The organism is Carnobacterium alterfunditum DSM 5972 (assembly GCF_000744115.1).
Taxonomy (GTDB): domain Bacteria; phylum Bacillota; class Bacilli; order Lactobacillales; family Carnobacteriaceae; genus Carnobacterium_B; species Carnobacterium_B alterfunditum.
In genome coordinates, this window is the sequence record NZ_JQLG01000004.1 from 256,303 (window position 1) to 270,727 (window position 14,425).

General features: G+C 39.4%; 9 protein-coding genes. All 9 read right to left on the reverse strand.

Annotated elements, in window-relative coordinates; all coding sequences use genetic code 11:
- Position 1 precedes the first annotated feature (1 nt).
- On the reverse strand, positions 2–1,132 hold the full coding sequence (locus BR50_RS01765) for an acyl-CoA dehydrogenase family protein (protein ID WP_245792806.1): 1,131 nt from the start codon (positions 1,130–1,132) through the stop codon (positions 2–4).
- 7 nt (positions 1,133–1,139) lie between these two features.
- Positions 1,140–2,051 (reverse strand): LysR family transcriptional regulator, encoded by a 912-nt coding sequence (locus BR50_RS01770; RefSeq protein WP_034545601.1) that lies wholly within the window; start codon positions 2,049–2,051, stop codon positions 1,140–1,142.
- A 144-nt stretch (positions 2,052–2,195) separates the two neighbouring features.
- Positions 2,196–3,383, reverse strand: a complete 1,188-nt coding sequence (locus tag BR50_RS01775) for a thiolase family protein (protein ID WP_034545603.1) — start codon at positions 3,381–3,383, stop codon at positions 2,196–2,198.
- A 64-nt stretch (positions 3,384–3,447) separates the two neighbouring features.
- Positions 3,448–5,706 (reverse strand): 3-hydroxyacyl-CoA dehydrogenase/crotonase FadB, encoded by a 2,259-nt coding sequence (fadB, locus tag BR50_RS01780; protein WP_034545605.1) that lies wholly within the window; start codon positions 5,704–5,706, stop codon positions 3,448–3,450.
- A gap of 38 nt (positions 5,707–5,744) precedes the next feature.
- Positions 5,745–7,040 (reverse strand): acetyl-CoA hydrolase/transferase family protein, encoded by a 1,296-nt coding sequence (locus BR50_RS01785; RefSeq protein WP_034545607.1) that lies wholly within the window; start codon positions 7,038–7,040, stop codon positions 5,745–5,747.
- Between the two features lie 36 nt (positions 7,041–7,076).
- Positions 7,077–8,282, reverse strand: coding sequence for an acyl-CoA dehydrogenase FadE (fadE, locus tag BR50_RS01790; protein ID WP_143298390.1), 1,206 nt, complete (start codon positions 8,280–8,282; stop codon positions 7,077–7,079).
- A gap of 338 nt (positions 8,283–8,620) precedes the next feature.
- Positions 8,621–10,132 (reverse strand): long-chain-fatty-acid--CoA ligase FadD, encoded by a 1,512-nt coding sequence (fadD, locus tag BR50_RS01795; RefSeq protein ID WP_034545610.1) that lies wholly within the window; start codon positions 10,130–10,132, stop codon positions 8,621–8,623.
- A gap of 988 nt (positions 10,133–11,120) precedes the next feature.
- Positions 11,121–12,230 (reverse strand): CamS family sex pheromone protein, encoded by a 1,110-nt coding sequence (locus BR50_RS01805; RefSeq protein ID WP_034545614.1) that lies wholly within the window; start codon positions 12,228–12,230, stop codon positions 11,121–11,123.
- A 5-nt stretch (positions 12,231–12,235) separates the two neighbouring features.
- Positions 12,236–14,257: an NAD-dependent DNA ligase LigA gene (gene ligA, locus BR50_RS01810; RefSeq protein WP_034545616.1), complete on the reverse strand. Its 2,022-nt coding sequence runs from the start codon at positions 14,255–14,257 to the stop codon at positions 12,236–12,238.
- Positions 14,258–14,425 lie beyond the last annotated feature (168 nt).

The window sequence follows — 14,425 nt, forward strand, 5'->3', positions numbered from 1 at the left end:
TTTAGTTTTTTATTTTTTTCCATTGTTTACTGATTTTTTTCAAATGAAAATCAGGTGTTTCACCTATATTTTTTACCGACTCGGAAATACTCTTGAAATTTCTTAACACATGATCAGGCGCAAGTGTGGCGGACCCAAAAATACCGAGAACACCATCAATGATCTCATGGGACACCTCCATCGCTTTATACTTTAATTGAGTCACTTGGATCGTCGAAGGCTGAGTCTGAAGGTTGATGGCTGAAAAGTATTGCTCAGTGACCTCTAATTCGATTTTGTATTGAGCAAATTGCTGTTGGATATATGGTGCATCCATGAAGCGTTGCCCGAAGCGATTTATTTCTAACGCATGATTGAGCCCTTGATCAAAAACACTCCGGGTAATGCCCAATAATTGTGCGGCTACTAAGAGGTTCCACAAGTCGAGGACTTGTTTGAACACCTCATGATTGTTTTGCAAACTACCCAAAAATTGTTCTTCCCCTACAGCTAAGTTGTCGATCGTCAGAGTGGCCGTGCGTAGGGAACTTGCACTTTTTTTATTTTCACTATAATGGACTGTGATACCTGGCGTATTTTTTTCTAATAAAAAAAGGCCAAATTGATTTTTTTCTTGCGATGGGAGTGAGATTTTTGCCAACAAAAGGAAAAGATCAGATTCTTTGGTGCAGGCAACACCTTCTTTTCCTCCGCTGATTACCCATCCGTTTTTCGTTTCACGCGCAACCGTTTGCATTTTCCTTAATTCAAAACCCGCTTCTAGTTCTTTGCTTGCAAATGTTGCGAATAGATCTTCCTCTACTAATTTATCTAGATATTTTTCTTTTTGTTCTTCGGTGGCAGAGAATTTCAAAGCCAAGATCCCAAACAAAATTTTACTTAAAAAATAATAGGATAAAGAAGGAAAATATTGCGAAAGCGTGTAGATAAATTCGCACAATGCTGGAATATTTTGTTCGGTTATCTTTTTTTCGGCAATTTCTTTGTATAACCCTTTTTCTTTAAAATAATTTTCCCACTTTTTAAAATCCTCATAAGTATACGGACGGTCGATCGTATTTTTCCGTATTTCCTGCCCCAAGTCTCCTTGAAGAGCTTGCGTGAATGATTCAATGATATCTATGTTCCTCACTCCTGTCCTAATCTGGGAATTCTTTGGTAAAAGAATCGTAGACAAACTTTTCGATGCTGTTGTATTTCTTTTTTACCGGAAAACACAAGACAGTCGTATAGATGATGGGATCATTGAAGTGCTTTTCAACCACTCCTATGTTATCTAAGTAATTGTAATACTTTTTAAAATTGGCTGAGGGCAGTAACGCAATCAGATTGGTACGCGTTGTAGATTCGACCATGTAGTCCCAAGAATCGGACGTGATCAATACTTTTGTTTGAGATTTCATTTTTTTCAGCTTATCCATCACCAATGTATTGGTCGCAAAACCTTTATTGAATGTGGCTACGTATTGGTTGTCTAGCATTTTCCAATTCAATTTTTCTTCTTTGGTCAATGGATGATTTGGGTGCATGAAAGCTGTTACTTCAGTCAACGCTAATATGTGTTTTTCAAACTTGTCTTTATGCAATTTAGTCGGATCGTCCAACACAGCTGCATGAATGCGATTCTCGTTCAGCATGTTTACTAGTTCTTCGTTATTTGCTTCGACGATATCGATCTTGATCCCTGGGTTTTTCATCATAAAAGTCGGAATAAACTTGGTGAAAAAAAGCCGCAGAATAATCGTCGAGATCCCAACTCTGATCGTTCCTTGTTGGATTTGCGCTTCTTGCTTTAACATTTCATGCAGATCTTGATGTTTGTCAACTATTTCTAGCGCCTTCTCGTACAATTTTTCCCCACTTGGTGTCAAACCGGTCAAACGACCATTCTTGCGATGAAAAAGTTGTAAGTTCTCCTCTTTTTCAAAATTGATGATGAACTGGCTTAGTGCTGATTGGGTCACATGGATATTTTGTGCGGCCAATGTCAGATTTAAATTTGCATCGACTATGGCAATAAAATAATTAAGTTGAGCAATGTCTAACTTCATGTTTTCCTCCTCACAAAAATTAAGATAAAAGTGAGTACACTAGTCACTTGTACAACTCAATTATACACCAAATCAAATACTCCCACATTATTAATTCCTAATTAATGTGGGAGTAAGGCTTTCAAATTCTTTTCTATACCAGTTTTATCTTAAATATTCAAAAACGCCTGCTGCTCCCATACCCATTCCGATACACATGGTGACCATACCGTATTTGGTTTCAGGACGCTTCGCCATTTCGCCCAGCAGTTTAGCTGTCAAGATGGCTCCAGTTGCTCCTAGTGGATGACCTAAAGCAATACCTCCTCCGTTGACATTCACGATGTCACGGTTCATGCCCAGTTCATTCATAGAAGCGATAGCTTGCGCCGCAAATGCTTCATTGAATTCGATCAAGTCCATGTCATCTAGTTTCAATCCAGCCAATTTTAATGCCTTAGGAACGGCATATACTGGTCCGATACCCATGAATTTAGGATCGACACCGGCAACATTAAAGGAAACGAAACGAGCAATCGGTTTGATTCCCAATTCTTTCACCTTATCACCAGACATTAGGATGACAAATCCAGCTCCATCACTAACTTGAGAAGAAGTCCCAGCTGTTACGCTGCCGTCTGCTTTAAAGACGGTACGCAATTTTCCTAAAACATCTAGCGTTGTGTTCGGACGGATCCCTTCATCTTGATCAAACATTTCTGTCGTAACTTCCACTTTGTCACCTGTCGTTTTCACACGATGGATCTCTACTGGAATGATTTCGTCTTTAAAACGGCCTTCTGTTTGGGCAATATGTGCTTTTTGGTGACTTTCAACACCAAATTGGTCTTGCTCTTTTCTTGAGACATTGTATTTTTCAGCTACATTTTCTGCCGTCATTCCCATTGGAACAGCGATTTTAGGCCCATTTTCTTGTAGGTATGGGCTATTTGACGGTTCGCTTCCACCCATTTGAGTAGAACTCATGAACTCGATACCACCTGCTGCCAGTACTTCTGCTTGGCCTGCTATAATAGCGTTGGCGGCAGTAGCAATCGTTTGAAGTCCTGAAGAACAGAAGCGGTTTACCGTTTGGCCAGCCACTGTTTCAGGAAGTCCGCTTCTAAGAGCGATAGCACGTGCAATATTGTTTCCTTGGAGACCTTCTGGAGTTGAACACCCTACGATGACATCTTCAATAAGAGTAGGGTCAAAATCGCCTTCAACTCTGTTAATAACACCTTTTAACACTTGAGCAGCGATGTCTTCGGGTCTATCATAAAAATAGGCTCCGTCTTTCTTTCCTTTCGCTACAGCTGACCTTCCATATGCTACGATGTAAGCTTCTTGCATTATATCCAAATCCTTTCTGCTTACTGTGGAGAAATCCTGATTTGGCTTTCCCCGCAGTATCATATTAATTTCTCAATGGTTTCTTTTTCTCTAACATGTGTACAATGCGTTCATATGTTTTTTCATTCTTACTCAATTTGACGAAATTATCTTCTGAAAGTTTTTGCAGCCATTTTTGATTGACTTTGGTGCCCAGAGGAACATTTCCGCCTGCCAACACATCTGCAATAGCACTGGTAACGACACCATCATATTTAGAAGCAAAGTGTCCATCGACCATTGCATCGACTTGAGCTGCTGCGATTGCTTTGAAGTTTGTTCCAAGCACTTCGTATTCAACTAAGTTATTTGGAATGTAATTATAGGCAGCTTTCAATCGCAAAGTTTGCAATGCTGCTTCAAATACAAGTTCTTCATTTTGAATGATCATGTCTGTTTCTTTCAAGAATCCAATTTGTTGTGCTTCATAAGCACTCATCGTCACGTGACCTGTTGAGACTTGCGTTAAAATATCGGCCAATTGACGTATCTTATCAGCTCTTGATACATCTTGACGGTACACACGATCAGCCAGTTCAGCTAGACCGCCGCCCCCAGGGATCAATCCAACGCCCGCTTCTACTAGACCGATATACGTTTCAGCCGCAGCTACTACATAAGGTGAGGCCATCACTAATTCTGCACCGCCACCAAGCGCTCTGCCTTTTGCAGCTGTCACGATCGGTTTAGAAGCAAACTTCATCCGTCTGACGGCTTCGTGGAACAATTCTGACCCTTTACGTGTTTCTGTGTCGACCAGTTCCTGATCGATAGCCATCTTCATGTAGTAAAGATTGGCCCCAACACTGAAGTTTGGTCCATCTGAGTAAAGCAATAATCCTTTATAATCTTCTTTTTCCAGTACATCGACTGCTTTGACGATATCTGCTTCAAATCCAACAGTGATCGTATTATTTGGCGTTCTCATCGCTAACATCAAGAAGTTGTCTTGAGTTGCAAATAATTCTGAGTCTTCTTTTTTCCAGACTTGTTTGTGTGCGAAATCTTCTGGTTTAGATGCTGGACTAATGCTCTGGCCTTCTTGATAGAATGGTTCGCTACGTTCCTTGATCCATTCAGGCAATTCACCCAATTCTTTTTCCATTCTTGCTTTAACTTTATCTAAGCCCATCATATCCCATAGTTGGAATGGTCCAACAGACCAGTTGTAACCCCAAACCATAGCTCGATCTATATTGATGTACTCATTTGTTGCTTTAGGTACATTGATAGCTGAGTAATACATTAGATTGCGCAGCGTTTCCCATAAGAAAATACCCACTTCATCTTCAGATTCAAAGATAGTCGTTAAGTTTTTCGTCAAATCACGACTAAATTCTTTTAAAATAGCCAATTCGACGGGTTTAGGTTCAACATACGTTTCAGTTTTTACATCAAATACTAAGCGTTTTCTGCCGTCTTTTTTGTAAAATCCCTGCTTTGTTTTGTCTCCCAGATTGCCCAAAGCAACCATTTTTTCAACCAGTTTCGGCATTTTGAAATACTCGGTTTCTTCTGGATTGGACATCATTGTTTTTGTCACAAAGTAGCCAATATCGATCCCAACCATATCCAGTAATCTGAATGTCCCTGTCTTCGGCCGTCCAATGATTTTACCGGTAATAGCATCTACTTCAGTGATCGATAAACCAAGTTGTTCTGCACGGTATGCAGTATCAGAAGCTGAATACGTTCCGATTCGATTCGCAACGAACCCGCTGACATCATTGGCGTCAACAGCACCTTTGCCTAATACGGTCGAAACAAATGTTTTCAAATCCTCGGTCACAACTGGATTAGTTGCTTCATGAGGGATGATTTCCACTAGTTTCATGTAGCGTGGCGGATTAAAGAAATGCACGCCTACAAATCTTGCCTTTGCTTCTTCCGGAAGTGGTTTAGCAATAGCACCGATTGGGATACTAGAAGTATTGGAAGCAAGAATTGCATCTTTCCTCGCAATAGCAGCCACTTTTAGCCACAAATCATGTTTGATCGCTAATTTTTCGGTGACGGCCTCAATAAAGATATCGGAATCGTCGCCTGCTTTTAAATCGTCTTCAAAGTTGCCGTACGTCAAATTTTTATTCCAATCGGCATTATACAGCATGCTCTTTTTGGGATGTGTAATTCTGTCGTATGCACCTTTACTCAGTTTATTTTTATCCTCTTTATCTAAAACGATATCTAATAGTTTTACTTTTAGACCTGCATTGACCAACAAGGCAGCAATTTGAGCTCCCATTGTTCCTGCACCTAATACTGTTGCTTTTTTTATATTCATTTCTATACCTCCAAAAACTAAAGTTAATGACATTGGCATTATTTTTTGATGTAGCCTGCCTTGATTGCTTGTTCTCTCAATTCTTCTCTGAAAGCTGGATCTGCGATTGAAATCATTTCTTCTACACGGTCTTCGATGCTTCTGTTAAACATATCAGCTATTCCATGCTCAGTCACAAGGTACTGAACGTCAGCCCGTGGAACCGTTATTGGAGTTGCTTTAGGGAAGGAGAACACAATATTAGAAGTCACTTCACCTGTTTTTTCATTTTTGTTTGTAGAAGATAAGCAGATGAAACTTTGACCGCCTTTAGCTTTAGTTGCTCCGCGTACAAAGTCATTGGCTCCTCCAACAGAACTGATAAATCGTGTACCTGCTCCTTCTGAAACCACTTGTCCAGTCAAATCAGCCATCAAACAGCCATTAACGGAAACAAAGTTATCAATTTGAGCGATTCTCGATGGATCATTTACAAGGTGCAACGGTTCGATACTGATCTGACCATTCTGACCACTGAAGTCGTATAATTTACGTGTTCCCATTGCGAAACCGCCTCGTATCGGTCCAGAGATCACACCTTTTTCAGTCAAGTACACCATCGATTCTGTGATCATTTCGGTATGCACAGCTAAGTCTTTTTTACTATCTAGTCCATAACTGACAGCATTTGCCAAGCCTCCGAAACCGATTTGGATAGTAGATCCGTCTCTTACATGAGGAACGATCCACTCAGCAATTTTTTTATCGATATTGCTGGAGGGTATCTCTGGAACTTCAAGCAGTTGCTCATCCTGTTCAACAATAATATCCACATCATCGATATGAATTTTATTGTGAGTCCCATTAACCTCTGGCACATTTTTATTGACTTGAACAATGACTTTTCCGGCTACTCTGCTACCGACCTCTCCGATAGTGACACCCATAGGTCCGAAGTTGAAGTATCCATCTGCATCCATTTCAGAAACAGTCGAAACAAACGTCGTCGGTTTTACTCGTTGTTCAATCATCAGTTTCAAATTAGAAAAGTTGACGGGATCGATTGAAAATGTCCCGTATGAAACCAATTGACGTTCCAGTGGTCCCATGAAGAAAGAATGATATCTGATCCTCTCTGCAACTTCTGGATTAGTGAAGAAATCAAACGGGTGGATAACAAATGCTGAAAATAATTTGACATTTTCATACTCTTCATACCGTTTAGTTATAGCAGTAATCAATGAGATCGGCATAGCAGCAACTGGGTTAGACAAAATCACTTCATTACTTTGAATTTGCGAAGCAGCTTCAGTCAAGCTTTTTAATTTAGATTGATATTGATCTTTAAAAGTCATCCTTTACACCTTCCAATCTATTTTATGTTGTTTCGATCAAACGAAAGCAGATATACCAGTCAATTTACGTCCGATGATCAACGCGTTCATTTCATGAGTACCTTCATAAGAATAAATAGCTTCTGCATCGCAAAAGAATCGTGCAACATTTCTTTCAAGCGTGATCCCATTTCCACCACATACTTCACGTCCAAGTGCAGCTGTTTCTCTTAAGCGTAAAGAGTTGTTCATCTTAGCAAGAGAAGCATTGATCTCACTGAATTCGCCTCTTTCTTGTAATTCAGCTAAACGAGCACTTAAAGCTAAAGCATTGACCGCATTTGCTTGCATTCTTGCTAATTTTTCTTGAACCAGTTGGAAACTTGCAATCGGTTTGCCAAATTGAACTCGATTTGTTGTATACTCAAGAGCTGCCTCTAAAGAGCCTGCCATCATTCCTGCCCCAGCATAAGCTACTCCAGCACGTGTTGCGTACAATACTTTCGCGACATCCTTAAATCCGTTGATATTTTGTAGACGATTGCTTTCAGATACTTCGACATTGTCCAAATGAATGTTTCCATTTTGAACGATTCTTAAAGCGATTTTGTCATCGATATCATCTACACTTAAGCCTTTTTGTCCTTTTTCTACGATGAAACATTTTACTTTGTTATCTTCCAAATCTCTCGCATATACTGGAATCAAATCAGCTGAACTAGCTCCACCGATCCAACGTTTTTCACCATTTATGATCCATTTGTCTCCTTCACGACGTGCAGTAGTTGATAATCCTGCAGCTGTATCGGATCCATGTTCTGGTTCAGTTAAGGCAAAACACGTTTGCAATTCAAAATTTTGCAATTTTGGCAGCCATCTCATTTGTTGTTCTGGGCTGCCACCTAATAAGAAGGAGAAGTAACCAAGTCCTGCATGTACTCCAAAGAATGTTGCGATCGAAGCATCGAACTTGTACAAATCATATGCCAAGAATAAGAAGTAAGTATTTCGCCACGTAAACTGGTTCGGTTGATTTTCAAACAATGCAGGATCACTTATTAATCCTGTTTTTGCTACATGTTTGAATTCTTCAAACGGAAATTCTCCTCTTTTCCAGTAATCATTGATGACTGGTTTCAGATGTTTGTTTACTGCTTTACGTACACGTTGCAATACAACAATTTCTCCATCTGTTAGATTTTCTGAAAATTTCAAGATATCTTCTGGATACATTTCCTTCAATACTTGTTCTCTATTTTCCAATGTTGATCCTTGTTTTTTATCTTCCATGCTTAATACTTGCTCTCTATTTTCCATCCCTGACACTCCTTATTTTTTATTGTATAAGCGCTTACATTCTTATTATAGAAGTCATCCCACCATTTTTCTAATTACAATTTGTAATACTAAACATTACCTTTTTTAATGCATCATTGAAAAGGCACTCCTATCAAGTCTTTGAGCCATCAACTCAAGAGAATTTGATCAAAACATCTGTTAAAAAATGAACAAAATTTTGCAAAAAAAGAAGCATCCAAAGATTCTGGATCATCCTTTAACGATTGGATGATCCTCTTCTTTGACGCTTAAGATTTTTTTGTTTAGTGGTTTATTTCTACAAACGATAGTTCATTCAAAAGTCGACTGATCTCTCTCTTGTCGATTTTACCCACCGAATTAACTGGAAATGCGTCCAAAAACAGGTACTGCTTAGGTGTTTTATACCCAGCTAAGTTGTTGTATGCATGCTGCTCTAACGCTGTTATATTTGATCTGTCGCCATCATAGATAAGGGCCGCCCCTACAGATTGCCCATATCTTGGGTGTTCGTAACCAACTACTACAGCGTTTTTCACACAAGGATCGTCATTCAAAACTTTTTCTACTTCAGATGGGAAAACATTTTCTCCACCAGTGATGATCATTTCTTTTTTTCGGTCAACGATATAGAAAAGTCCGTTTTCATCCTTTTTAGCCAAGTCGCCTGTCCTGACATACGCACCCAAGAAGGCTTTTTTTGTTTCTTCTGGATTGTTCCAATATCCATCAAACGTATGCTGTCCAGCTATCAGCAACTCGCCTACTTGCCCCTGTTCAACTTCCTTATCATTCTCGTCCACTATTTTTGCCTCAACAAAGAAGCTTGGATAGCCGATACTGAATGGATGCTGCAAAGCGATATCACCCGTTAGTTTAAAATTATTGGGACCTGCTTCTGTCAGCCCGTATGAATTGATCAGTGGAATGTTTTCTTTCACAAAATAATTTACCACCTCTTTGAGAGGCGGAGATCCTCCCGCGACGAATGTATGCACACTCTCTAAGTTGTTTTTGCTGAATTTTTCCGTGCTGATCAACCCATAATACATAGTCGGCACCATGAAAAGCATCGTAGGTTTATATTGTTTGATCAGCTCATTCGTATGAGCTCCATCAAAAAAGCGATCGATGATGACTTTTCCGCCAATCAGCAATAATGGGATAATGATACCGGAAAGACCTGCTATATGAAACATCGGAGCACTGGCAATCGTGACATCATCATGTGTAATATTCCAACTCATGATCGTATTCATAGAATTGTTGACCATACCATTATGGGTAATGATAGCCCCTTTTGGATCGCCAGTCGTTCCAGTAGTATAAATCAGCATGACCGGTGTATCCAACTCTAAGGATTCGGATTGAAATTCCACATGATTCGGACTTTCACATATCTCATTGTACGCTTCACTATCGACATCCAGTGACAGCAATGAAGCATCTACAAAGGATAGACGTTCGCTGATTTGACTGGAATGCAAAATAAGTTTGGGTTCTGCATCTTCTATGACTCTTTTGATTTCAATTGGTTTCAGTCGCCAATTCAACGGAATAAAAATGGCTCCTAACTTTATACTTGCAAGCAAAACATCAAAGTAACTAAGATCATTTGGCGCATAAAGTGCGACTCTATCCCCTTTCACCACACCTTGTTGTTTAAGATAATGGGCTAAGTTCTCAGCACGGGCATTGATCTCTTTGTAAGTCCACTCTATTTTTTTTAACGGATCTACCAAGCCTACTCTTTCAGGTGTCAATAACGAACGTACTTTTATCCAATCTAATTTCACTTTTATCCCTCCACAAAACATCCAATTTTGTGTAAGCGCTTATATACATATTTATCATAACAGTATTTTTTTTATTTGTCTAACAGTATTTATTTTTTCATCACTATCTTAAGATTTCTAAAGGAATAGGGTTGCTTGTAGCTTGAAATGAAGCACTGTGGGCAAATAATGCCCAAGTGTATCATGTTTGTAAGCTGCTAAAGCAGCAACAACCATGACAACTTTCTTTTAGGCTTCAAGTGGTTCCACGGTTCCACAAGCAAACCCGTTGTTCCGGAAGAAATTTCATTTTGAACAGCAACACTATTTAGCGAGCAGTCTAACCTTTTCAATCAATTTTAACTAGGCCATGTTTTAAAACGATCTTGTTAAGATCAAGTAGCAGGAACTAGGGCTAGTTTGAGTAACTGAGAATCTGATTTGCATTTGAGTAGCAGGAACTAGGGCTAGTTTGAGTAACTGAGAACCTGATTTGCATTCGAGTAACTCAAAATAGTGGACTATTTTATTTTGCTTCTTGACTCATTAGGTCGTTCTTGTTGTTCGATTCTGATTTTAATCACCTCATATCTTTCTCAATTAGCCCAAAAATCAGAAGAGTCATTAATTTTAAAACACATCCTAATTATTCCATTATACAAAAAAAAGGCATTAGGACAATTGCCCCAATACCTTTGTTAAACAAACTTTTATTTCAAATTCATTCTGGCTTATCTTGTCGAGGATAAACGAGACACTCCGCATCCTTTAGTTGAGCTGCGTGTCTCATCCTCTCGAGAAAAAGATAAAACTTCTTCGCGGGCACAAGGCCCTCTACGAATTTTTCCTGTTTTCTTGTCGAGGATAAACGAGACACTCCGCATCCTTTTTTTAGTTGAGCTTCACTTCCCAGACACTGGGCTATTATTAAGATTTGACGCAATGCGCGGTATGCTCTTGCTTTCAATTCTTAATAATCGCTGTGTGTCTAAACGGGAAGTTCAGCATCCTAATCAAATATGTGTGTGTAGAATTTTGTTTCTCCTGCTTCGCGGGCTAGGAAGGCTTCAGTTCCGTTTATTGAGTCTATCGTGATCTCAATTGGAACATTTGGCACTAGAAATGATGCAGCTTTTTCAGCAACGTGTTGCGTAAAAGCAATTATTTCACTTTCACCATAAAATTGCGTGCTGACTGATATTTTCATATTCACGATTTGATCATCTGTGTAGAGTGCTTCTGCGGTTACGCCGCTTAAATTTGGAAAGAATTTCTCGATCTCAGCCTTGAAATTTTGAAAACTGGATAGTTCATTGCTTTCTTCTCCACTCGTTGGAAAAATAACTTTCTTCTGATTGATTGATTTCCAATTTTGGAAACTAGTTGAACCTTTTTCACTGACCGCTTCTGAAATATAGGTACCACCAGCCAAGTTATCTTCTGTCGACTGCTCGAAGATACCAATTACGATTGGGATGTCTCCAACACCTTCAGTTTCACGTAACTGTTGCACGATCTTATCAGCCATTTTTTTACCTTCTGCTAATAATTCTTCTTGTGAGATTTTTGTTTCATATTTTGATCCATATTCTTTTTTTGTGTAATAATCTACACTATTCATTGCTAAACCGATCGATATCCCACCTAGTTCAAATCCATCACCCTTTTGGACCATATAATCTTGCTCCAATAATGAATCTAAATAAATCGGATTCCGCTCATCTGGTTCAAGCTTTCCGTTGTCTTCTGGATTTAAACCTGTTGGATTTTCCTCACTTACACGGCCTAACCATTTACTTGTTGTTGCATTATCAACATATTGGCCTTCTTGAAAGAAATAAGAATCCGTTGAAAAGTGTCCTTGCGATAGATCCATTAAACCTGTCTCGAAAGCCTTCAAATTAACGTTTGAGTTCAATCCTAAGGTTATCCCTCTATTCAAACTTGTTTGATAAGCACCATCGGTAATGATCGCACTATAATAATCATTTGATAATTGGCTTGTAGTTTCAGTTTCTTTGTTAACTGTTTCGGTTTTTTTTGTATCCGGATTTCCTGTTTGACAAGCACTTAGCAGAAATACACAAGCAATCATCAAGGGAATTATGTTTTTGTTCATTGTACTTATTCCTCTCCTTCTAATGTTTCCAACAACTGGTCTTCATCCCAAACAGAAATATTTAACGCTTCAGCTTTTACTAATTTGCTGCCAGCTTCTTCACCCGCAACCACGAAATCTGTTTTCTTAGAAACGCTCCCGGTAACATTCCCCCCAAGGTTTTCAATACGTTCCTTTGCTTCTTCACGGGTAAAGTGTGTCAGTTTCCCAGTCAATACAATGGTTTTACCATTAAAATAAGAATTGCCAGTCGCGACTTCTTCCTTTTTCTTTCCTAAATAAGTCATGTTGACTTGACTGTTTTTCAATTCCTGGATCAACTCACTTACTTCTGGCAAACTGAAATAGGCGACCACACTTTCAGCAATGATTTCTCCGATACCTTCAATCGAAATGATCGTTTCTTTTTCAGCTTGTTGCACAGCTTCCATCGTTTCAAAGCGTTCTGCGATCAATTTGGCCGCTTTAGCTCCGACATGACGGATACCCAGACCAAATAATAATCTCTCAAGTGAATTGGTGCGACTTGCATCAATCGCTGTCAATAAATTAGTAGCTGATTTTTCTTTGATTTTATCTAACGTGACAAGTTGGTCAAACGTTAATGTATAAAGATCCGCAACATCATGGACCATGTCTTTCTCAAACATTTGCTGCAAGACTTTGATCCCTAACCCATCAATATTCATCGCATTTCGAGAAACAAAATGGGATAGACCTTCAGTGATTTGAGCCGGACATTTTGGGTTCATGCAGCGTAAAGCCACTTCTTCTTCTAAATGGATCAGCTCGCTGTCACAAGCTGGGCAATTCGTAGGAATCTCATAAGGCTGACTTTCTTGTGGTCTTTCATCTAAAACGACACGAGTGACCTCTGGAATGATGTCTCCTGCTTTATGAACGACAACCGTATCAAGCAGACGGATATCACGCTCATGGATCAAATCTTCATTATGGAGACTTGCTCGTTGGACCGTGGTACCTGCTAATTGGACCGGATCCATGATAGCCGTTGGTGTCACAACTCCCGTTCGGCCAACTGACCATTCTATGTCACGTATAACTGTATGAGCTTCTTCTGCCGGGAATTTATAGGCTATAGCCCATCTAGGAGCTTTAACCGTAAACCCAACTTCTTCTTGGACCTCAAATTCATTTACTTTAATCACGATCCCATCGATCTCGTACGGTAAATCAGTTCTTTTTTCTTGAAATTCTTGTGTATAAGCCCAAACTTCTTCGATCGTTTGGAACACTCTGCGGTCATGATTAGTGCGAATACCTAATTCATCCAATTGGCGGAGTGCATCTTCCTGACTGACGGCAGTCATTTCACCAAAATCACCGATCGTATATAAAAAGGTATTTAAATTTCGTTTAGCTGTTTCTTTTGGATCTAAATTACGCAATCCGCCAGCTGCCGCATTACGCGGATTGGCAAAGATAGCTTCTCCATTTTCTTCTCGTTCTTGATTCAATTTGATGAATGAAGCTTTAGGCATGTAACATTCGCCACGTACCTCAATAGAATAGGGCTTTTTCAAGCGCAAAGGAACTGATTTAACAGTACGAATATTTTGCGTTACATTTTCGCCAACAGTCCCATCTCCACGTGTTGCTGCACGAACAAGTTTTCCATCCTCATACTTTAATGACACTGCCAGACCATCTATTTTTAGTTCACAGATATAACTGAACGGCTTGTCCGTCAGTTTTTTGATGCGTCGGTCAAAATCAATTAAGTCACTTTCGTCAAATGCATTACCTAAACTGAGCATAGGTGCTTCATGAATTACTTTTTCAAATCCAGGCAAAATCGTTCCACCAATACGTTGTGTCGGAGAATCGCTACTGACTAAGTTAGGAAATTTTTCTTCCAGAGCTGCTAATTCATGGTACAGCTTATCGTATTCTGCGTCGGCGACAGATGGTGCATCCTTCACATAATATTCATAACTGTATTGATCTAATAATGTTCGCAAGTCGAAAACCCGCTGTTTCGCAGATTCAAAATCTTGTGTAGACATGCCCTTAATTCCTTTCGTACTTTAGATTTTATAGGAAAACTACTAGTTACTATTTTAATAAAATTGCGAACGGGACAAACTACCCCTTTATTGCCTGTTCTTTGTCTCATATCCCCGCGATTGGGACAAACTAGCCCTTTATTGCCAGTTCTTTGTCCAATATCCCCG

What these genes read in the sequence shown, in the direction of transcription:
- BR50_RS01775 (WP_034545603.1), bottom strand. Translation starts at nt 3,383, where the DNA reads ATGCAAGAAGCTTACATCGTAGCATATGGAAGGTCAGCTGTAGCGAAA.
- ligA (WP_034545616.1), bottom strand. Translation starts at nt 14,257, where the DNA reads ATGTCTACACAAGATTTTGAATCTGCGAAACAGCGGGTTTTCGACTTG.
- fadB (WP_034545605.1), bottom strand. Translation starts at nt 5,706, where the DNA reads ATGAATATAAAAAAAGCAACAGTATTAGGTGCAGGAACAATGGGAGCT.
- BR50_RS01770 (WP_034545601.1), bottom strand. Translation starts at nt 2,051, where the DNA reads ATGAAGTTAGACATTGCTCAACTTAATTATTTTATTGCCATAGTCGAT.
- BR50_RS01805 (WP_034545614.1), bottom strand. Translation starts at nt 12,230, where the DNA reads ATGAACAAAAACATAATTCCCTTGATGATTGCTTGTGTATTTCTGCTA.
- BR50_RS01785 (WP_034545607.1), bottom strand. Translation starts at nt 7,040, where the DNA reads ATGACTTTTAAAGATCAATATCAATCTAAATTAAAAAGCTTGACTGAA.